Raw genomic sequence first — 19468 nt, 5'->3', positions numbered from 1 at the left:
GAAATACTCGAACCTTGTTTTCTACTCTCCTTACAACAACTGATCGATCCCAATAAGAATTAATAACACTCCTGCAATAACCGTCGCCCATTTCCCTAAGTATTCTGCTAAATATCGTTTTCCTACATACCCAAAACCACTTATGCAAATAAAACTAAACACCCCAGAAATAGTCGCTGTAAGCCAAAGGTTTAAATTTGTTACTCCAGCATCGAACCCACCTGCGATATTATTAATAGACAATGCAACCCCTAAAACAAGTGCTTCAGAAAAACTAATTGTTTTAGATCCATCGAAATCTGCTTTTTCTGGATCACGTAAAATTCCCATAAGTACATTATCATCTTTAGAACCTGCTGTATTTTTTTGACTCAAGAAAGGCTGGCATAAAATAAACACCCCGATTATCCCTAAAACGATTGCTCCAATCAAGTTTGCTGTAAACTCTGAAATAAATAACGCAATCCAGTTCCCAAAAAATCCCGCTAATAAAGTAAATAAAAATCCAAAGAATGCGATGATAAAATTGTTAAACCACGAAATACGAATTTTACGAATGCCATACGCAATTCCAACACCTGCATTATCTAAATTAGAAGCGATCCCGATTAAAAAAATTGAAAATAAGCCTGCCGTACTCATAAATAGTCACCCCTTTTTCTCACTTTTCAATGCATATTATGAAAATGTTGAGCAACTGTGCCTGTCTGTTTCATATACTTGTAATAAATGCTCAACATTTTTTCAACACTAAAAAAGGAGTGCCTACACTATGGCTAATGAAAACCCGAATGATCGGCTTGGTAAATTAATAAAAAAACTTTTAAAAGAACGCGCCCTATCTATGCGCCAACTAGGAATACTTACAAATATTGATCCTGCAACGGTCTCAAGAATTATTAATGGCAAACAACCGCCGAAACAAAAACATCTACAAAAATTTGCAGAATGTCTTCAAGTTCCACCCCAATTGTTATTTGATGAAATGTACCCTGATTCTCCTCACATAAATAAAGAAAAAACGGATATGTACACATCTCTTGATACCATTCAGCAAACTTTACAATCCTCTAACTTATTCGATTTCGATTACACTACAACTCGCGTAAAACAAGAACTCGAAAATTACGAACGCTATGCCCAGACAACAGAAGGCGAAAATCGTATTCGTGACAGTTTCGCAAGCAAATTAGAGCAAATTGATAGTGCTGGTCCTTTTATTGAACAATTAACAGATATGTATCAACAATTTTGCAATGAAACCATTTCAAAAGAAGAACGTGCAGTTCTTGGGAGCGCATTACTTTATTTCATTTTATCGACAGATATTATTCCCGACTATCTCTTTCCAATTGGCTATTTAGATGATGCGATTGCCGTTGAATTAGCAAAAGAGAAATTACTTGAAATGAAACGAAAGACATAGCAAAATAAAGAACTATTTCAGTTGTTTCTATTTAACTCTGAAATAGTTCACTAAAAAATAGTACAAGTATACATACCTGTACTATTTCAACATACTAATCTATTTTTTCATATGACACCATTCATATATAAATGCTGTTATTACTTTTGTAAATTCAATTAACTGCTCTACTTCTACTTTCTCATTTATTGAATGAGCTTCCTCTAATGTGCCTGGTCCGTAAATAACAGCCGGAATATGAAATTCACTAAACCAACCACCATCCGTTACCGTTGCAGACATATCTAAAATTGCGTTTTTAGAAAGAATTGATTCATGTACTGAGCTAAGCGTTTTTACAGCTGTATGTTCACTATCTATTTCTAAAGAAGGAAAAATTTCACCACGATCTACAATCATTGATTCTCCGCCCCACTTAAATTGTGGCGGATTTTCACTTAACCATGGATCGGCAGCTGCCACCTTTCCAATATACTCTTCAATTTCGTTTATTATTTGTTCATGTGTTTCATTCGGATAGAAGTGCACTGTTATCCACAATCGGCACTCATCCGCAATGAACGCCGCATGCCTTCCTCCCTCAATAACAGCTGGATTAATTGTTGTTGTTCCAGATGGATAGCCTTCATATGTTTTCATGACTGCCCAGTGGCGCTCTAATTCTTGTAAGCTTTGCACAATTTTCAGCATTTTTTCAATCGCACTCGCTCCAAATAAACGTCCTCCAGCATGGATCATTTGTCTACGCGTTGCATCATGAAACGTTTGCGGACTTTTCACTGTAATCCATCCAGTAATGACACCGCCTTGCCCTTGCATATGTAAATCACTCGTATCCACTACGACTGCAAAATCAGCATCGTAACCCCTTTTGCAGCATTGAAGTGTACCTGCTTCTCCAACTTCTTCTCCAATTACTGATTGAAAAGTTAAATCTCCAGGTAATTCAATACCAGCTTCTTGTAAAAGTTGAATGGCAAATAGCGCTCCAGCCAACCCACCTTTCATATCTGCTGCGCCACGTCCAACTAACCAGCCATCTTTTATAAATGGATTAAATGGATTTGTTTCCCACGCCTCATCTGCTGAAAATTCAGCTACATCCATATGCCCATTAATAATAAGACTTTTATATGAGTCACTTTTTATTCCTTTTTTTACTCCAACAACGTTCGGATCATTCCGATATACATCCCATTTATCAATACTAAAATTTCGTTTTCTTAAAAACTCTGCAATAAATTCTTGCGCTTCATTTGTATTTCTCGCTGGTGGTGCTGGTGTTTCAAAACGAATTAAAGTTTTTGTAAGTTCTAGTAATTCCTCTTTCCTTGAATCTATTTGTTTTAACAACTGCGAAACTTCTGGATTCATCGCTAATTCCCCTTTGCATACATAGTATGTTTCCAGCTTTATTTTCACAAAAAAAGAGACTGTTTACAATTTTACAGTCTCCTAATTAATCACTATTATAAATTCTCTACTTCCGTTGTATTTGTCTTTTCAATATGCTCCACATTACTTCCCTTATTTCTTGTAGCACGATAAAACAGTAAACAAACAATCATAAATGGAATACCACAATACAATGCCATTCTTTGTTCTGGAATAAAGGCCATGCCAACGATTACTGTTAAATTTAATACTAACGCAAGAAGTGGTACAAATGGATACAATGGTGTTTTAAATTTCAAGTCCTTAACATCCCCGCCCCGCTTCATGTATGACCTTCTAGCTAATAAATTTGATAAAGCAATAGATGCCCAAACTAGTATCGCTCCGAACCCAGCGATAGAAAGCAGCCATAAATAAACTGTATCTTCCGCATAAATACCTGATAGTAGTGAGAGACACCCTACAATTGTGCTTACGATTAATGCATAAATAGGAACACCGTTTTTAGATAACTTGCCAAAAATTGGACTAATCATTCCTTGATTAGACATAGACCATAGCATACGCGAAGTTGCATATAATCCTGAATTCGCAACGGATAGTACTGCTGTAATAATAACGAAATTTATAATATCTGCTGCATAAGGAATACCAATTTTATCAAATACAACTACGAATGGACTTTCTATTACTCCTGCTTGCTGCCAAGGGAATAGTCCAGCAAGAATAAAAATAGATAGTACAAAGAAAACAAGTATACGCCAAACTGTATTGTTAATTGCCTTCGGGATCGTTTTCTCTGGATTTTCACTCTCACCTGCTGCAATACCAACTAATTCTGTTCCTTGGAAAGAAAAATTAACTGCAATCATTGTAATTAAAATGGCTGATAATCCATTTGGAAACAATCCACCATAATCAGTAAAGCTAGAGAACATTGGCGCTGGTTCATTTCCTTTCATATCTAGAAAACCAAACATTGCTGCCCCGCCCAAAATAATAAATGCAATAATTGTAATTACTTTAATACTTGCAAACCAAAATTCCACTTCCGCAAAACTTCTTGAAGATAACGCATTAATAGCAAAGAGCAGTACTGCGAACACTACACACCAAATCCATGACGGTACATCGGGAAACCAGCGTTTCATCAAAATACTAACTGCAATTAATTCAATGCCTATCGTAGCAGACCAGTTTAACCACGACATCCATCCCACTACATAACCCGCTGCAGGGGAAATGTGCTTTGTCGCATACGTTTGATAAGACCCTGCGTCAGGCATCGCAACAGCTAATTCTCCTAAACAGAGCATCGTTAAATACATTACAAATCCACCGACAAGATACGCTACAATTGCTCCTCCAGGTCCAGCTTCATGAATCGTATAACCTGACCCTAAAAAAAGTCCTGTACCAATAACTCCACCGAGTGCAATCATAAATATGTGCCTGCTTTTCAATTCTCTTTTTAATCCTTGGTTTTGATCCATCATATAAATCCCCCTTTTCACTTTGCCAACCCATTTAATGTAAGCGTTTTTAAAATTATTCACCGTAAAAATAATGAGTTAAAAGAGCAAAATTACACGTCACTTACATTAATCACTGCCTGTTACTAAAAGGTCATCCCTTACTGTTATTAATAACTTTTGATCAGCAATAGCTTGTCCTTCTACTACTTCTAATGATTCAATATAACCACTGATCCCTATCTTAATTTCTACTTTCTGTTTATCTATTGTTTCAATTAACGCTAATTTCTCCCACTCGTATACGTAAGAACTTTCCGTAACAAATAACTTCTCTACTTTTCCATAACAAGGACTATACACACCTTCTATAACTGTCTTCACTTTATAAATTCCCCCTCTTATTAATTGACACCGCAACGTTGTATATCCTATAAAAATTCATATTCTCCCCTCTAGAGATTTCGAATATTATTTATGCAAAATACGTACCAAGTCTCTGATTCATATATTAAATGAGAGTTTCACACAAAAAAGCGTGCACAACCGCAAAATTTTTCTATCATTTGAGAAGTTTTAAAAGGAAAATAGCAAAAAAATTTTGCGGTTTTATAAGAATTTTAATAAAATTATAAAAAGTCAGTCTTCATAGGGTGAAATGAGGAGAAGATAATCTATGCGTACAGAAGACATTAATTTTAAACAGATCATTGAAATGAATATGCTATATGAAACTTTACTCAATGAACTCGATATCGGGATTCATATTATTAATGAGGAAAGTAAAACGATTGTCTATAACCGCAAAATGATGGAAATTGAATCAATGGATCGCTTAGATGTGCTATATAAAAGTCCTTTAGAGGTATTTGCATTTGAAGAAAATAAAAATAGTACTCTTATAGAGGCATTAAAATTTGGAAAAACAAAGAAAAATATAAAACAAACGTATTTTAACAATAAAGGACAAGAAATTACAACGATTAACGATACTTTCCCTATAATAGAAAATGGAAAAATTAAAGGTGCCATTGAAATATCAAAAGAGATCAGTCACTTAAAGCAAACAATAAGAATAGGCCCTTCTCGAAAACAAAGCACTAAATTTACCTTTGATCACATAATTGGTGATTCTGAAGCAATTCAATCCATCATTACAGAAGGAAAAAGAGTAATTCGTACATCTTCCTCCATACTTCTCGTAGGAGAAACAGGTACTGGTAAGGAACTATTTGCACAAAGCATCCATAATGAAAGTCAGCGTTCAACAAAACCTTTTATTTCACAAAACTGTGCCGCTATACCTGATACCTTAATGGAAAGCCTATTATTTGGTACAAATCGAGGTGCCTTTACAGGAGCAATAGATAAACCAGGTTTATTCGAAGAATCAAACGGAGGAACTTTGTTATTAGATGAAATCAATTCATTAAGCCCAATTCTTCAAGCTAAGTTGCTACGGGCTATACAAGAAAAAACAATAAGAAGAATCGGAGGTACACACGAAAAAGAAATTGATGTTCGTATTATAGCAACTATTAATGAAGATCCCTTCGAAGCCATCGCACATGATCGATTAAGAGAAGACTTATATTACCGATTAAGCGTCGTTACTTTATGTCTTCCGCCTTTACGGGAAAGAAAAGAAGATATTCCAGCTCTTGTTCAGCACTTTATTAAAAAATATAATACTCAATTCGTGCTCAACGTAACCGATGTAGATGTAAATGTAAGTGAATTTTTCTATGCATACGATTGGCCTGGAAACGTACGGGAATTGGAACATATAATTGAAGGTTCCATGAACTTGATAGAAGATGAAACCATCATTACAGCTTTTCATCTTCCTACTCGCTTTCGCGAACAAATAAAAAAAGAATTCAACATGCAGCATACACTAACTAATCACAATACTGATGCACCTAAAACTTTAAAACACACAATAGAAAAAATGGAAAAAAACTACATCAATCAAATTCTTAAAGAGAATCACGGTAACATCTCACAAGCTGCAAAATTTTTAGGATTAAGTAGACAAAATTTACAATATCGAATTAAAAAACTGCATTTACACATATGAAATGAACATTTCTCCAAATGCAAAAATAATTTGGTAAAACATGTTAAAATGAACATATAACATGCTAGAAAGGGGTTATATATATGAGTAATGATAAAAAATTAAAGTTATTACAATACTTATACTTTTTCCCTGCCATGCTCTGTATGATGTTATTCATTAATTCCGATGTAAGCAGCTCTCCTTATGCAAAGCTATTAGGAACAATTTCGGGCTCCTTTGCAGCTATTATGCTTGCTGCTTTTTGGAATTTGAAGCTACATATAAAAAACGAGAAATCTTCGTAATACTAAAAAAATCGAGCTACTTAGCCCGATTTTTTTATTTGCCATTAAAACTCAACATTCTCTAAATACAACCCACTTGCCTCAGCAAGACAATTAATTTGATTGCGCTGCTTTTCTTCTAAAATGTTTGGAATTGCTTCAGCATCTAATTGTCCTAATCCAACTTCAATTAATGCCCCAACAATTTTTCTTACCATGTTATGAAGGAATCCGTTCCCACTTACTCTAATTTGTACAAATCCTGCCTCTTCCATCACATCAAGTGTATATACTTCTCGAACCATAGATTTTTTCTTTGATTTCGCATTTGAAAAAGCAGTAAAGTCATGTGAACCAACTAAATGTTTTGCAGCTGCTTTCATGCTTTTCACATTTAATTTTTTATTCACATGCATGCTGTATTTACGCATAAATGGATTTGTATGCTCTTCATTCCAAATTTTATACAGATATGTTTTTGCTTTAGAATTGTAACGAGCATGGAAACGATCATGTACTTCTTCCACATTGGTAATGCTAATATCATTAGGTAAATATTGATTTAAATATTTTTTCACTTTATGTTCCACTAACTTCTCATCACTTTGAAAGTTAGCAACTTGATTCAAAGCATGTACACCAGCGTCTGTTCTACTACAACCGATAATTTCAATTTCTTTTCCGATCATTTCAGATATGACACTTTCGATTTTTCCTTGAATCGTATTATCGTTATTACCAAGACGTTGCCATCCTTTAAAACGTGCACCATCGTACTGAATCGTTAATTTATAATTATTCATCGTATTCTCCTTGTCTTAATGGGCTAAAAATATAATCCCTCATACAGCTTTTCCATATGAGGGAACTATAACATATTGTTACTTCATTCTAAAAGGAATAAAGTAATCTATTTACTAATTACGATTCGTTCGAATCCAGGAATCTCCTAAGTATGTTCTAATTTTTAACCAACCAAATGATGTTGTAGATTCTTCAACTACAAATACAGTTTGTGGTGCAAAAGTACCGATTGCTCTACCGAAAGGTTGATCAAATGCCGTAAATACATTTGGGACATGGTAATAAGATCCTTGTGGTGCAATCCATTTTTCTCCAACCTCAACCTTAATTTTCTTCCAACCATTTTCTCCTTGTTGAAGTACTCTTACAGATTGGGCTGAGAATTTCACACCGTGATGCATGTACTTAGGTTCATTGTATGCATAAAAATCACGATTAATATGTTCCACGTGTGGATAACGAACAATCCACTTTGGCCCTAAATACGTGTTAATTAAAGACCAACCGTTTTCTTTTGTCTGCAAAATATTAACCGTTTGTGGAGCGAACCAAGCATCTGGATTTTTAGCTTCAGGGCTACTGTATGCTGCAAAATTCTGCTTCATTATTTGTGGCATTCCATTTACACTTGTCCACTTCTGCCCCAAATATGTATCAATCAAAATTTCACCTCTTAGTGTACCATCACGTGCAATAACAGTTTGAGGACCAAATACGTACTTCGCACTGTCCATATTAATCCAATCAAAAGCTTCAAAAGTTCGATTAATTTCTACTTTAGCGCCCTCTGGTGCGATAAATCCACCACTTATCTTCCACCATCCACTAGGATGTTGATTTGTAACATAAACCCTTTCTCCTGGCTGCAGTTCTTTTTTCACAGGCGAATTAAAACTACGACTTTCATATACTTTTAATGTTTTTGTTGTTTCATATGATTCCGCATGTGCAGAAGTTGCAAATAAAGAAACCATCCCAAAAACAAACAATGCCAACCATTTTTTCATAAATCTTCTCCCTTTCAGCTTATTTTCTATAGCAAAATTGCTATGTTACATCCATATTGTAATTTATTAATACAAAGTGGTCTATACAATCTGAATACTGTATATTTTTACAAATTCTTTTCAAATGCAGAAAATAATTTCATATACTTCATACAGAAAGTATGTATATTGATTACGTAACGTGATTTAGCTGCCAGCATAACAAAAAATGTTGATGTAGTTAACTACATCAACATTTTTAATCCTTCTTATTTCAACTTTAATCTAACTACATTTTCTACATGCGCAGTATGCGGGAACATATCAACTGGTTGCACATACTCCACTTCATAACTCTTCATTAATGCTTGTACATCACGTGCTAATGAAGAAGGATTACAAGACACGTACACAACTTGTTTCGGTTTCACCTTTAAAATCGTTTCCAGTAATTTATCATCGCAACCTGTACGTGGTGGATCGACAACAATTACATCTGGACGCCATCCTTCTTTTACCCATTTCGGTAACCATTGTTCAGCTTTACCTGCTTCATATTTCGTATTTGTAAATCCGTGACGCTTCGCATTTTTTCTTGCATCTGCAATCGCTTCTGGAATTACATCCATACCACGTACTTCCGCTGCATCGTTCGCAAGCCAAAGTCCGATTGTACCAACACCACAATACGCATCTACAATTTTCTCATCGCCTGTTAACGCAGCTGCTTTTTTCGCTTCATCATATAAAACAATTGTTTGTTCTGGATTTAACTGGAAGAATGCACGTGCTGATAATTCAAATGATAAATCGCCAAGTGTTTCTTGAATTACTTCTTTTCCAGCTAATTTAAATGTTTTATCTCCAAAAATAACAGATGTTTTACGCCAGTTTACATTTTGCATAATTGATTTAACCGCTGGCATCTGTTTTTGTACTTCTGCAACAAATTGTTCTTTATTTGGTAATTCTTCTTTTGTTGTAATAAGTGTAACTTGTACTTCCCCTGTTTGAACTGCAGTACGTGTTACAATTGTGCGTACTAAACCTTTTTGTTTTTTCTCATTGTAAATAGAAACATTTAATTTTTCTAAAATACGTCTTACAACTTTTGTCGCTTCATTCGTTGCTTTATGTTGAATCATACAGTGAGCAATATCAATTAACTGATGTGAGTTTTGTTTATATAGCCCTGTAATAACCTTTTCGTCTTTACGCCCCACTTGTAATTGACTCTTATTACGGTAATGCCATGGATTTTCCATGCCAAGCGTTGGACGAATTTTCTCTTCCATACTGTTTTTCATGTACTTCTCAAATGCTTGTACAACGATATCACGCTTTTGATTCAATTGTTCTTTATAATCTAAATGTTGCAGCTGACAACCGCCACACTCCTCATATACTGGACACGGTGCTTTCACACGATGCGGTGAAGCTTTACGAACTTTTTTCACTTTCGCTTCAGCGAAGCCACGCTGAATTTTCGTTGTTTCTGCAACAACTTCTTCTCCTGGTAATGCCCCTGGAATGAAAACAACTTGTCTCTTAAAATAACCAACGCCTTCTCCGTTAATCCCAAGACGTTTAATTGTCACAGGAAACGTTTGACCAACTTCCAACTTACTCTCATGTTGCTTTTGTATCATTATTACACCTCTACTCTATACTTTTCCATAAATATAACGCTGCATAACTGCAGTATGGTTCACACTCTTGTTTCACTTTTTCTAAAAATGCATCATCAGGTTTATCATCTAATTGAAATATACCTTGCACTGCACGCTGAATCCCAATGTCCGCTTTCGGAAACATATTTTTCCGTCCAATCCCAAACATTAAAAAGTTTTGCACTGTCCATGCACCAATTCCCCTAATTGGCAACAATTGTGCTGAAACTTCTTCTTCCGTCCCAGTTTCTATACTCGCTAAATTTAATGTACCACTGACAATACTTCGACCTAATCCTACTATATATTCAGCCTTTCGCTGACTAAACTTCTGCTCTCTCAATTCTTCTATTGAAATATTTGCTACTATTTCCGGAGTGGGGAAAAAGAATACACCGTTCTTCTCTGTTCCATACCGTTTCACAAATTGTTCTGTTAACACAGTAGCAAATTTCAAATTTATTTGTTGGTGAATGATACAGCGAAGAAGACAAGCAAAATAATCAAATTCTAAAATAATTGGAGTATAAGCATATGTTTCAAATAGTGGACGTAATGATGTGTTTAAAAAATGATTTTGTATATCTTGAAACGGTTCATTCCAATGAAAAATGGCCCTCATTCGTTTCATGACTTTCTCCGGATCTCCTGTCTGACTAGAAATCCAAAACTGTGGATTTTGAACAGTACCAATCCCTTGTAAGCGAACAACAACCTGTTCCTCTTCTATGCAAAGCGGGATATAAATGACTTTCTCATCTAATTGAATGACGTTAAGAGGATCAAAAGATAAACGTTTTAATACTTCTTCAAAATGATACGGATACTCTAACGTAACATGTTCGCTCCACATACGTTTCCCCATCCTTTTTACACATCATTATAGCATGAGAAAACCGTAAGCATACATGCTTACGGTTGATTGCTTTTTACTAAGTCATCTAGACTTTTAAAATGATACCCTTTCTCGCGCAAATCATCAATGATTTTCGCAAGTGCTTCTGCATTATCTTTTGATATTGCATGAAGTAATAAAATAGATCCTGGGTGAATCATCGTCATAACATTATTATGCGCATATTGCCATCCTCTTTGCTGATCCACTTTCCAATCCAAAAATGCAAGTGACCAAAATACATTATAGTAGCCCATTTCTTTCGTAAGAGCTAACGTTCTTTCACTAAATACGCCGCGCGGAGGACGTACATATTTCACTTCTTTTTGCCCAGTTACTTTTTTAATTTCTTCCGTTACACTCGTTAATTCTTCACGAAGCTTCTCATCATTTACCGCTGTAAAATCAGGATGACTCCAAGAATGATTTCCAATAATGTGTCCTTCATCCTTCATTCTTAACAATAAATCTTTTTGTGTTTTAATGTAATGCCCCGTTACAAAGAAAGTTGCTGGTACTTTTTTCTCTTTTAATACATCTAAGATTTTCCCTGTGTATCCATTCTCATATCCATTATCAAATGTTAAATAAATATCTTTTTTCTTCGTATCTCCTAAATAAAACCCGCCATTTTTTTGCAGTAAATCCGTATATAACTTTCCTGCATCTGGTACTGTTTCATTTTTAGGACGCGGGATTCCCCAGTTATGTGGAGTATTTGTATAAGCCAATGTTGAAACTGGAACAAGTGCCATCATAATTGAAAAAATGAGACCGATATATAACCATTTATATTTCATAAATAGTCTCCTTTCCATATATAATCGTACCTGTAGTTTCTGTTTCCTTACTTACTTTCATGCTGTGCATGTTTTTCTATATATACCAAAAAATGCATCTCGAAAGATTCGAGATGCATTTTTGTTTATTTAAATACCGGCTCTTTAAAGCTCGCTAATTTTTCAAGTGATGTTTTATCAACATCTGCATGTAAACTATTACCATGAGAGTCCATCGTTACAACTGCTTTAAAACCTTCAATGCGTAAATGCCACATTGCTTCTGGAATACCAAATTGTAAGAAATCAACATCTTCCACTTCTTTAATACATTCAGCATAATATTGCGCGGCACCGCCGATTGCGTTTAAGTACACGCCACCGTGTTCTTCTAAAGCCGCTAATGTTTTCGCACCCATACCGCCTTTTCCAATAACAGCGCGAATACCAAATTTCTTCATAATATCGCCTTGGTACGGTTCTTCACGAATACTTGTCGTTGGACCTGCTGCTTTAATTTGCCAATTGTCATTGTCATCTTTCACAACAACTGGACCACAGTGGTAAATAATTTGTCCATTTAAATCTACTGGACAATCATTATCCATTAAATGCTTATGGATTGCGTCACGACCTGTATACATCATGCCATTAATTGTTACAACATCACCAACGCGAAGTCCACGAATTTGCTCTTCTGTAATTGGTGCTTGTAATACAATCTCACGTTGCTCTGTTTTTTCTTGTGCTTCATGCTGAAGTGTATCTTCACCTTCTTGATATAACCAATCCATAATTTCACCTGTTTCAGGATGGATTGTTACACCTAGGCGGCGATATGCCCAGCAATTATACGCCACAGATACGTAGAAGCTAGCTGGCAGGCGGTTATACACGCCAATTTTACAGCCCAGTAAAGTTGTTTCTCCACCAAATCCCATCGTACCAATGCCAAGCTTATTCGCATTTTCTAATACGTACTCTTCAAGTTGTTGTAACTCTGGTACTGGATTGACATCATCTAATGTACGGAATAATTGATTTTTTGCTAATTCATAACCTGATGTGCGGTCTCCCCCGATACCAACACCAATTACACCAGCACTACATCCTTGACCTTGTGCTTGGTATACTGCATGAAGAAGGCATTTACGAATTCCTTCTAAATCACGGCCAGCTCGTCCAAGTCCTTCTAGTTCACACGGTAAGCTATATTGAATATTTTTATTCTCACAGCCACCACCTTTTAGGATTAAACGTGCATCAATATAATCTTTTTCCCATTGTTCAAACTTAATAACCGGTGTACCTGGTCCTAAATTATTTCCACTATTGTCTCCAAAAAGAGAGTCAACAGAATTTGGACGAAGTTTACCATCTTTTGTCGCCCGCTCAAGCGCATTATAGATAGCTTCCTTCAACTTTAATTGATTCACACCAACTGGTGTATAAATTTTAAACGTTGGCATCCCTGTATCTTGGCAAATCGGTGAGATGTTATCATCAGCCATTTTAATATTATTTGTAATTGTGCCAAGTGCCATCGCAGAACGAGTCCCTGCATTTTCTCGCTCTTTCGCTTGTTGAATCGCACGACGAACATCTTTCGGTAAGTTCGTTGACGTTTCAACAATTAGTTGATACATGCTTTCTTGAAGCTTTTCCATTGTTACTTCCCCCTCAATTGTGAACGCTACCAAAACGTTATGAGCTGAAAATTCCATTGTTATGCTCTTTAGCTTTTTATTTGTTTCACGCTATTAAAGCATAAATGAAATTTTTCACAACTTGATTATACCTCTTTTTCTATCGTCCTTCTATTATCCGCACAGAAAAAGGCTACCAAATTGGAATTGGCAGCCTTTTTAATATATTATTCGTCTTTTTTAAATTGCTCACATTTTAATTCTAATTCATCTAACATTGCAAGAAGACGATCTACATCTTCTAATTCTACTTCTTCAGGTTCAATTGTATCAATTACTTCAATGAACATATTTAAACGCTCTTTTAAATATACTAATTGTGTATCTTTATCTTGAATTGCTTTTCCCATGAAGGCACTCTCCTTTTAATTCGAGTTGCTTTTATTATACCGCAAAAATGATTGCTATGGGCATGAAATTTCACCAATTTTGTCACAGTCATCCACTATAATGTAAGCCCTCTCTCTTTTCATGCTAAAAAGTTTCACTTTATAAAAAGCACATATTCTTCTATTATAGAGAATGGACAAATTGTTATTTCAATAGTCAAAGGAGTATTTCATATGACGATATCACAAAAAATGAAGCCGATTACTCCTTCTTACGATCCATGGGAAGCGTATATGGACCTTGAAGAGTACGGCAAACTACTATTAACAAATGTTGAATTTACAACGACGACGTTATGCAATATGCGCTGTGAGCATTGCGCTGTTGGTTACACGTTACAGCCGAAAGACCCAAATCCGCTTCCGATGGATCTTTTATTAAAACGATTAGATGAGATTCCTCATTTACGTTCTTTAAGTATTACTGGCGGAGAACCTATGCTTTCAAAAAAATCCGTCGACAACTATGTAACACCACTCTTAAAATACGCCCATGAACGAGGCGTTCGCACTCAAATCAACTCTAACTTAACTATAGATTTAGCACGTTACGAACAAATTATTCCTTATTTAGACGTGTTGCATATCTCTCATAACTGGGGAACAATTGATGACTTCGTTGAAGGCGGATTTGCAATGATGGAGCGTAAACCTACTTACGAACAACGTGCAAAATTATTCGAAAGAATGATTACAAATAGTAAGGCTCTATCAGATGCAGGTGTACTTGTATCTGCCGAAACAATGTTAAACAAAAGAACTCTACCACATATTGAACATATTCACCGCCAAATCGTCGAAGAGATGGGCTGTAAACGTCATGAAGTTCACCCAATGTATCCAAGTGACTTCGCGAGTAATCTAGAGATTTTAACAAAAGCTGAAATTCGTGATGCGATTGAGCATTTACTAGAAATTCGCGATGAAAATGTATGGATGTTATTTGGAACTTTACCTTTCTATGCTTGTAGCGATGACGAGCGAGACATTGCCACATTTAAAAAATTACAAGAGAGCAAAAATGTAACCGTTCGTAACGATCCAGATGGCCGTTCTCGTTTAAATGTAAATATTTTCGATGGAAATATTATTGTGACGGACTTTGGTGATGTTCCACTTCTAGGAAACATACAAACAAACACATTACAAGAAGCATATGACAAATGGAGTGCTTCAAAAACAGCAAAATCATTAAGCTGTCACTGTCCTGCAGTAAAATGTCTTGGACCAAATGTTCTTGTAAAAAACAGCTACTATCCGACAGAAGATTTCTTATCAAAAACAGCAAACATTACATTATAAAAAAACGTCAGCTTATAAGCTGACGTTTTTTTATGTTATTGCGAGTGGGAAGAAGAAATGAATTTAAAAAATAAATGATCATGAATTGGAATCGCCGCTCCAATTCCTTGAGAAGTAATATTTTTCACAACAAGTCTTTTTTGATTTCCCTTTAATACAAGATACACTTCTCCAAATGTTACTTTTCCCTTTTCATTTACTGCTGGTGTATAAGCGTATAAATATCCGAGTTGACTCGGACTAATATTATACACACGCTCATGTCCAGTACCATAACCAATAGTTGTTTTAAACGAAAGGGGCAATTGTACTTTTTCAAGCGCTTTGAGAAGCATCATTTTTTTCACGTCTGCAGCATCTTTCATATCTGCTGTTAAATCGCCTTCAACCGTCTTTTGTGTTTCTTGCTTATAGCGAAGTGGATATAAACGGTCTCCTCCGCGATTATCATACACATTTCGATTCACTTGTTTATATTCCCAATTAATCGATGTGTCTACTGATTCATAATGTAAAGCCCATTGACCTAAATAAATTTTTGCCCGGTACCCTACTGCAAGCGGCGCATTTGAAATTGTCGTTTCATTAAACATCCGAATTAAGTCTGGATTTTCAATTTTAATATTAGCTGTTTTCAATAGTTCTTGAGCAAACTTACTTGGCTGTAAACGTGGCAAATCTTGCGCATCATTTGGAAATGTATTGTCTTTTGAAATATTTAAAACAGATGAAGGCATTTTTGTTCCTACTGTTGTCTTTGCAAAACTCATGTTAGGAAATAATAAAATAAACGAGACCATAGTTGAAAGACATATGCTGTATACTCGTTTCACCTGTCTGGCTCCTTCCTATGTAAAGGTATATATACTACTTTGTTTATTGTTTTCTCTGAGCACAATTGTTATGCCTATTTTTCATAATAAATAAAAACCAATTCCCATAATGACATACGCCGCTAGTAAAGTGCCGCCTTCAAACCAGTTTGTATCTCCATCATTTGAAATCGCAATCGTTAAGAAAACGGCTGTAATCATAGATACAAGTTCTGGTATGGTAAATACTAAAGGCATCCTCTGCGCGAAGAACATAGATAGCAATACTAGTACAGGAGCAACAAACATGGCGATTTGTAATGTAGAACCTATTGCAATTTCGACTGCAATATTTACTTTATTTTTATAAGCCATAATAATTGCAGATGCATGTTCCGCTGCATTTCCAACAATTGCAACGATAATAACCCCTATAAATAATTCTGACCAACCAAATGATTTTGCAACAGTTTCAAAAGTATGCACGAGCGCCTCTGATACATAAGCTACCGCCAGTGTTGCTATCGCTAAAATAAGGAGTGCCTTCCCTTTCGACCACTCTGGCTCTTCTTCATGCGCTACTTCGTCACTTTTATGTTGATATACACCACGGTGCGTAACTAACTTAAATAGTAATGCAGCAATGTACATGATAATCATAATAATAGAAACACCTATACTTAATTGATACGTCTTGCCAGCGTCCATCTTCATTGAAAAAATCTCTGGAATAACAAAGGCCACGACAACAGCAAATATTAATAAAGCTGAATTATGCCTTGCATCGTAAACGTTAAAGCTTTGCCTTTTATATTTAAGTCCACCTACAAAGAAGGATAGTCCTCCTACTAATAATAAATTTCCAAGTACAGAACCCGTTAAAGAAGCTAACACCACTTCAATTAACCCTGCTTGAAGTGCAAAAATTGAAATGATAAGTTCAACAGCATTACCGAAAGTAGCATTTAATAATCCGCCTATTCTAGGACCAGATACAATTGCTAAACTCTCTGTTGCTCTCCCCATAAAACCAGCTAACGCGATAATCGTAATACAATACACAGCGAACATAATTGTTTCTGGCCAATGAAGTGTTTTTCCAAGTACAGATAGTGGTACACCTATAAGTGCTACTATAAGAAATATTTTATTAAACATGCTTTTCACCCTTCCATCGTATGTATTTCTCCTCAATATTATTATTATTCTTCTCCTAACTTGTCCGATTTCATCACAATTACGTTTAAAAAATCGACTTGAAGAAAACAGTATGAAAGATATTTAAATTATCTTGTTTAAACAGAGAAAATATAAATTAGGAAAAGAGGTAAAGAATATGCACTTAAAAGAGAAAATTGCAACTATTATTCAAGGACAACGTACCGGTGTATTATCCACAGTACGTAACGAGAAACCGCATAGTGCCTTTATGATGTTTTTCCATGAAGATTTTGTACTATATGTTGCAACAGATCGACAATCAAAAAAGATAACAGATATTGAACAAAATCCTAATGTCCATGTACTACTCGGACGAGAAGGAAAAAAATTAGATGAAGATTATATTGAAGTTGAAGGGTTAGCTTCAATCGAGGAAGACTCAACATTAAAAAACAAGTTTTGGAATAATAGCTTAAAACGTTGGTTACTCGGTCCTGAAGACCCTAATTACGTATTGATAAAAATCAATCCCGACACAATTTATTACATCGATGGTGCCGGTACGACGGAGCCTGAGTTTTTACGACTATAAAATAAAACAAGCCCCCTTTAGGTGGGCTTGTTTTGTCGAAAAGTTCTTTTGAAAAAAACAATAAAATAGGTGGAACTTTCTAAAGATTCTGTTATATAATAGCAGTAACTTAAATAAACTGTATTAAAACAGATTGAGAGGAGAAATAAAATTGATGAAGAGAGAAGAACGCAAAAATATGATTGAGTTTATTGAAAAGAAGAAAGGGATTGAGCGTGACGAATTACTGTTTATGACAGACGATGAAGTAGAGCATATTTATAATGTAACGTACTTTTTATATGAGGAAATTGCAGAGTAGCATAATAATCCCACCTTATTAAAAATATAAGGTGGGGATTATTTCGTTATTTAGCCCACTATTTGCGGGCAGTAAAACTCCCACCTTAAAATTCAAGTGGAGCAAGAAGTTAAGTTGGAGTCATGCTTCCTATAAACCTTAATTACTTCAACTTTATACATGAGAATCATTTTCATGTATAATACTGTAAGATTGGAGGGATTTTACTATGAGTTCGTGGCTCTTATTTGCACTATTATCAGCAATTGCTGCTGCCCTTGTATCGATTTTTGGAAAGTTTGGTTTAGACGGAATCGATGCAAACGTTGCAACAACAATTCGATCTATTATTATGGCATTATTTATGATAGGCGTTATTATCATACAAGGTAAATTTCAAAATATCGGCGACGTACTGCTAAATAAAAAAGCACTGCTATTTATCACATTAAGTGGGATTGCAGGTGCTTCTTCATGGCTATTTTATTTTCTTGCCCTCAAAACAGGAAAGGTTTCACAAGTAGCTCCTGTCGATAAATTAAGCGTCGTATTTTCTATCATTCTCGCTATGATTATCCTCGGTGAAAAGTTAAACTTTATGACCGGTGTTGGTGTAGTCTTTATTACAGCTGGTGTATTATTTATTGCTTTCAGCTAAAAAAACCGCTATTAGCGGTTTTTCTTTTTCTTTATGTAAAACCATACAACACATGTAACAACTGCTGAAATTAATAAAATCCATATTCCATAATGATGTAAACTATACTCAACGAAGCGCCACTTCTCGCCTAACTTCCAGCCAAGCCCAATAAAAACACTTATCCAAATGAGCGCACCACCGTAAGCGTACAAACAAAAACGCCAAAGTGTCAAATTTGATACCCCAGCAAAATATGCCGTTAAATGACGTACTCCCGGTATAAAATAACCAATCATTAAAAGAAATGGCCCATATTTTTCAAATAAAATATGTGTTTTTTCAATGTGATGTTCTTTAATTCTAATTTTCGGCCCATATTTCTTTAAAACAGGGAGCCCAAGTTTTAAACCTAATATGTAGCTTAACGTAATCCCTAACATCGCACCAGCCATCCCACTTAAAAAAGCAGCAGTTCCTGACATAACTCCTTTTGAAACATTATAACCAATAAAGGTCAATAAAAACTCGTCTGGTATCGGTAATCCGACAATCCCACCAGCCAAAGCTATAACAATTCCAAAATAGCCATAATGCGCGATTAACTCGCCAATATGTTGTTCCATTCGGAAGACACATCCTATGCACGATCGTTATTCCACATTGTACCCTTTCTATCTTTAAGGCAAACATGGTATACATATTCACTATACATTGTTTTTATAATGAACTCTACTTCTATTCTTTCCTTTAACAGAGATAAAGTGAAACTTTAATCAGTGGGGCTTTTCTTCATCCTCTACTAATTATTAATCT

General features: G+C 35.3%; 21 protein-coding genes. 7 read left to right on the top strand and 14 right to left on the bottom strand.

What is annotated here, in order from left to right:
* Window positions 1-30: 30 nt before the first annotated feature.
* Window positions 31-642: a sporulation membrane protein YtaF gene (gene ytaF / locus NZ044_RS02690; protein WP_000100730.1), complete on the bottom strand. Its 612-nt coding sequence runs from the start codon at window positions 640-642 to the stop codon at window positions 31-33.
* Between the two features lie 130 nt (window positions 643-772).
* On the opposite strand from ytaF, the gene NZ044_RS02685 reads away from it, so the two are divergent.
* Window positions 773-1426: a DUF1232 domain-containing protein gene (locus tag NZ044_RS02685; protein ID WP_001262777.1), complete on the top strand. Its 654-nt coding sequence runs from the start codon at window positions 773-775 to the stop codon at window positions 1424-1426.
* 99 nt (window positions 1427-1525) lie between these two features.
* Here NZ044_RS02685 and NZ044_RS02680 read toward each other — a convergent pair whose 3' ends face one another.
* The 3 genes from NZ044_RS02680 to NZ044_RS02670 form a co-directional block, all read right to left on the bottom strand.
* The gene (locus tag NZ044_RS02680; protein ID WP_086402980.1) at window positions 1526-2800 is read right to left on the bottom strand and encodes an acetylornithine deacetylase; all 1275 of its coding nucleotides are present in this window, start codon (window positions 2798-2800) and stop codon (window positions 1526-1528) included.
* Window positions 2801-2895: 95 nt separating this feature from the next.
* Complete coding sequence (locus tag NZ044_RS02675) at window positions 2896-4317, bottom strand: amino acid permease (RefSeq protein WP_000969252.1); 1422 nt, start codon at window positions 4315-4317, stop codon at window positions 2896-2898.
* Between the two features lie 105 nt (window positions 4318-4422).
* Window positions 4423-4677: a biotin/lipoyl-containing protein gene (locus tag NZ044_RS02670; RefSeq protein ID WP_000859489.1), complete on the bottom strand. Its 255-nt coding sequence runs from the start codon at window positions 4675-4677 to the stop codon at window positions 4423-4425.
* Window positions 4678-4969: 292 nt separating this feature from the next.
* Between NZ044_RS02670 and NZ044_RS02665 the strand changes: the two genes are divergently transcribed.
* The gene (locus tag NZ044_RS02665; protein ID WP_001258425.1) at window positions 4970-6373 is read left to right on the top strand and encodes a sigma-54 interaction domain-containing protein; all 1404 of its coding nucleotides are present in this window, start codon (window positions 4970-4972) and stop codon (window positions 6371-6373) included.
* A gap of 83 nt (window positions 6374-6456) precedes the next feature.
* A complete protein-coding gene (locus NZ044_RS02660) occupies window positions 6457-6660 on the top strand; it encodes a hypothetical protein (RefSeq protein ID WP_000063865.1) in 204 nt (67 codons plus the stop codon).
* Between the two features lie 44 nt (window positions 6661-6704).
* Here NZ044_RS02660 and truA read toward each other — a convergent pair whose 3' ends face one another.
* The 7 genes from truA to NZ044_RS02625 form a co-directional block, all read right to left on the bottom strand.
* On the bottom strand, window positions 6705-7442 hold the full coding sequence (truA, locus tag NZ044_RS02655) for a tRNA pseudouridine(38-40) synthase TruA (RefSeq protein WP_001067298.1): 738 nt from the start codon (window positions 7440-7442) through the stop codon (window positions 6705-6707).
* A 114-nt stretch (window positions 7443-7556) separates the two neighbouring features.
* A complete protein-coding gene (locus tag NZ044_RS02650) occupies window positions 7557-8450 on the bottom strand; it encodes a hypothetical protein (RefSeq protein ID WP_000758929.1) in 894 nt (297 codons plus the stop codon).
* A gap of 248 nt (window positions 8451-8698) precedes the next feature.
* Window positions 8699-10078 (bottom strand): 23S rRNA (uracil(1939)-C(5))-methyltransferase RlmD, encoded by a 1380-nt coding sequence (gene rlmD, locus NZ044_RS02645; RefSeq protein WP_000615212.1) that lies wholly within the window; start codon window positions 10076-10078, stop codon window positions 8699-8701.
* 10 nt (window positions 10079-10088) lie between these two features.
* Window positions 10089-10952 (bottom strand): DNA-3-methyladenine glycosylase family protein, encoded by an 864-nt coding sequence (locus NZ044_RS02640; RefSeq protein ID WP_000269427.1) that lies wholly within the window; start codon window positions 10950-10952, stop codon window positions 10089-10091.
* 59 nt (window positions 10953-11011) lie between these two features.
* On the bottom strand, window positions 11012-11794 hold the full coding sequence (pdaA, locus tag NZ044_RS02635) for a delta-lactam-biosynthetic de-N-acetylase (RefSeq protein ID WP_000875970.1): 783 nt from the start codon (window positions 11792-11794) through the stop codon (window positions 11012-11014).
* 125 nt (window positions 11795-11919) lie between these two features.
* A complete protein-coding gene (gene fumA / locus NZ044_RS02630; RefSeq protein ID WP_000413529.1) occupies window positions 11920-13440 on the bottom strand; it encodes a class I fumarate hydratase in 1521 nt (506 codons plus the stop codon).
* Window positions 13441-13646: 206 nt separating this feature from the next.
* Window positions 13647-13829 (bottom strand): SE1561 family protein, encoded by a 183-nt coding sequence (locus NZ044_RS02625; protein WP_000513558.1) that lies wholly within the window; start codon window positions 13827-13829, stop codon window positions 13647-13649.
* Between the two features lie 213 nt (window positions 13830-14042).
* On the opposite strand from NZ044_RS02625, the gene yfkAB reads away from it, so the two are divergent.
* A complete protein-coding gene (yfkAB, locus tag NZ044_RS02620) occupies window positions 14043-15170 on the top strand; it encodes a radical SAM/CxCxxxxC motif protein YfkAB (protein WP_000156022.1) in 1128 nt (375 codons plus the stop codon).
* Between the two features lie 35 nt (window positions 15171-15205).
* Here the strand turns inward: yfkAB and NZ044_RS02615 are convergent, their stop codons facing one another.
* A complete protein-coding gene (locus tag NZ044_RS02615; RefSeq protein ID WP_002083605.1) occupies window positions 15206-16003 on the bottom strand; it encodes a YfkD famly protein in 798 nt (265 codons plus the stop codon).
* Between the two features lie 81 nt (window positions 16004-16084).
* A complete protein-coding gene (cax, locus tag NZ044_RS02610; protein WP_000482131.1) occupies window positions 16085-17140 on the bottom strand; it encodes a calcium/proton exchanger in 1056 nt (351 codons plus the stop codon).
* Window positions 17141-17318: 178 nt separating this feature from the next.
* Between cax and NZ044_RS02605 the strand changes: the two genes are divergently transcribed.
* The 3 genes from NZ044_RS02605 (at window position 17319) to NZ044_RS02595 (ending at window position 18673) form a co-directional block, all read left to right on the top strand.
* Entirely contained in the window at window positions 17319-17735 is a 417-nt protein-coding gene (locus NZ044_RS02605; RefSeq protein WP_000550220.1) for a pyridoxamine 5'-phosphate oxidase family protein, read from the top strand.
* A gap of 154 nt (window positions 17736-17889) precedes the next feature.
* Window positions 17890-18036: a BH0509 family protein gene (locus tag NZ044_RS02600; protein ID WP_000817786.1), complete on the top strand. Its 147-nt coding sequence runs from the start codon at window positions 17890-17892 to the stop codon at window positions 18034-18036.
* A gap of 208 nt (window positions 18037-18244) precedes the next feature.
* The gene (locus tag NZ044_RS02595; RefSeq protein WP_000100295.1) at window positions 18245-18673 is read left to right on the top strand and encodes an EamA family transporter; all 429 of its coding nucleotides are present in this window, start codon (window positions 18245-18247) and stop codon (window positions 18671-18673) included.
* 11 nt (window positions 18674-18684) lie between these two features.
* Here NZ044_RS02595 and NZ044_RS02590 read toward each other — a convergent pair whose 3' ends face one another.
* Entirely contained in the window at window positions 18685-19278 is a 594-nt protein-coding gene (locus NZ044_RS02590) for a DedA family protein (RefSeq protein WP_000434870.1), read from the bottom strand.
* Window positions 19279-19468 lie beyond the last annotated feature (190 nt).

It is taken from the genome of Bacillus sp. FSL K6-1338 (assembly GCF_038006965.1).
GTDB lineage: Bacteria > Bacillota > Bacilli > Bacillales > Bacillaceae_G > Bacillus_A > Bacillus_A thuringiensis_S.
Note: the sequence above shows the minus strand (reverse complement) of the source record. Positions and strands in the feature narration are given on the sequence as shown.

What these genes read in the sequence shown, in the direction of transcription:
- NZ044_RS02675 (WP_000969252.1), bottom strand. Translation starts at nt 4,317, where the DNA reads ATGATGGATCAAAACCAAGGATTAAAAAGAGAATTGAAAAGCAGGCAC.
- truA (WP_001067298.1), bottom strand. Translation starts at nt 7,442, where the DNA reads ATGAATAATTATAAATTAACGATTCAGTACGATGGTGCACGTTTTAAA.
- ytaF (WP_000100730.1), bottom strand. Translation starts at nt 642, where the DNA reads ATGAGTACGGCAGGCTTATTTTCAATTTTTTTAATCGGGATCGCTTCT.
- rlmD (WP_000615212.1), bottom strand. Translation starts at nt 10,078, where the DNA reads ATGATACAAAAGCAACATGAGAGTAAGTTGGAAGTTGGTCAAACGTTT.
- NZ044_RS02660 (WP_000063865.1), top strand. Translation starts at nt 6,457, where the DNA reads ATGAGTAATGATAAAAAATTAAAGTTATTACAATACTTATACTTTTTC.
- fumA (WP_000413529.1), bottom strand. Translation starts at nt 13,440, where the DNA reads ATGGAAAAGCTTCAAGAAAGCATGTATCAACTAATTGTTGAAACGTCA.
- NZ044_RS02605 (WP_000550220.1), top strand. Translation starts at nt 17,319, where the DNA reads ATGCACTTAAAAGAGAAAATTGCAACTATTATTCAAGGACAACGTACC.
- NZ044_RS02625 (WP_000513558.1), bottom strand. Translation starts at nt 13,829, where the DNA reads ATGGGAAAAGCAATTCAAGATAAAGATACACAATTAGTATATTTAAAA.
- NZ044_RS02595 (WP_000100295.1), top strand. Translation starts at nt 18,245, where the DNA reads ATGAGTTCGTGGCTCTTATTTGCACTATTATCAGCAATTGCTGCTGCC.
- NZ044_RS02590 (WP_000434870.1), bottom strand. Translation starts at nt 19,278, where the DNA reads ATGGAACAACATATTGGCGAGTTAATCGCGCATTATGGCTATTTTGGA.
- pdaA (WP_000875970.1), bottom strand. Translation starts at nt 11,794, where the DNA reads ATGAAATATAAATGGTTATATATCGGTCTCATTTTTTCAATTATGATG.
- cax (WP_000482131.1), bottom strand. Translation starts at nt 17,140, where the DNA reads ATGTTTAATAAAATATTTCTTATAGTAGCACTTATAGGTGTACCACTA.
- NZ044_RS02680 (WP_086402980.1), bottom strand. Translation starts at nt 2,800, where the DNA reads ATGAATCCAGAAGTTTCGCAGTTGTTAAAACAAATAGATTCAAGGAAA.
- NZ044_RS02650 (WP_000758929.1), bottom strand. Translation starts at nt 8,450, where the DNA reads ATGAAAAAATGGTTGGCATTGTTTGTTTTTGGGATGGTTTCTTTATTT.
- NZ044_RS02665 (WP_001258425.1), top strand. Translation starts at nt 4,970, where the DNA reads ATGCGTACAGAAGACATTAATTTTAAACAGATCATTGAAATGAATATG.
- yfkAB (WP_000156022.1), top strand. Translation starts at nt 14,043, where the DNA reads ATGACGATATCACAAAAAATGAAGCCGATTACTCCTTCTTACGATCCA.
- NZ044_RS02685 (WP_001262777.1), top strand. Translation starts at nt 773, where the DNA reads ATGGCTAATGAAAACCCGAATGATCGGCTTGGTAAATTAATAAAAAAA.
- NZ044_RS02640 (WP_000269427.1), bottom strand. Translation starts at nt 10,952, where the DNA reads ATGTGGAGCGAACATGTTACGTTAGAGTATCCGTATCATTTTGAAGAA.
- NZ044_RS02600 (WP_000817786.1), top strand. Translation starts at nt 17,890, where the DNA reads ATGAAGAGAGAAGAACGCAAAAATATGATTGAGTTTATTGAAAAGAAG.